Below are 524 nucleotides of genomic sequence, written 5' to 3'. Positions count from 1 at the left end.
CCTACCGCTACAACCCCGCGACCAACTGCTGGCGGCACCGCTCAGAGAACGGAGACGGGCCGGATATGGAGCGGTTGTTCGCGTTGTAAGCCGGGACGGTCCGATGCCTGACTCCGGGATACCGCAGGGCCGATCTCTCCAGGGCTAGACCTGCCTTCTTCACGCCCCTAAAGCAATAAAAGCAACTAGCGGAGGACAAATAACGTTAATGTATCATGTGTGTTGATAACCACCAAATGTAGAAAAGGAGCATCAACTTAGCAGCTACTTGTACTTCCCTTCAGGCCTGTTGATTAACCTAAATATGTAAATTAATAGGGGACTCTTTGTCTAACCTTCGAAACCGTTGAGAGAGCCAGATCAGCCACTCGACAGGCAACATGGACAGAACAAATAACCGAGCAAATCGTGCAAACGTTAGGAGAGCGTGCTGAGGCAGGGAGGCAGAAGCCGTATCAAATAGCCATTTCAGCAAGACGTAAGCGATCAAAGCTCCAAAAAGTTGGCCGTACACGGCGTTTTCG

Annotated in this window: 1 pseudogene; it reads right to left on the bottom strand. The window is 51.0% G+C overall.

What is annotated here, in order from left to right:
• Nucleotides 1-298 precede the first annotated feature (298 nt).
• Nucleotides 299-524 (bottom strand): annotated as a pseudogene (locus L692_RS33650) (hypothetical protein); the annotation flags it as partial.

It is taken from the genome of Paenibacillus forsythiae T98, assembly GCF_000520735.1.
Taxonomy (GTDB): domain Bacteria; phylum Bacillota; class Bacilli; order Paenibacillales; family Paenibacillaceae; genus Paenibacillus_AQ; species Paenibacillus_AQ forsythiae.
The sequence above is the reverse complement of the archived record's forward strand: the minus strand, read 5'-3'. Positions and strand labels throughout refer to the sequence as shown.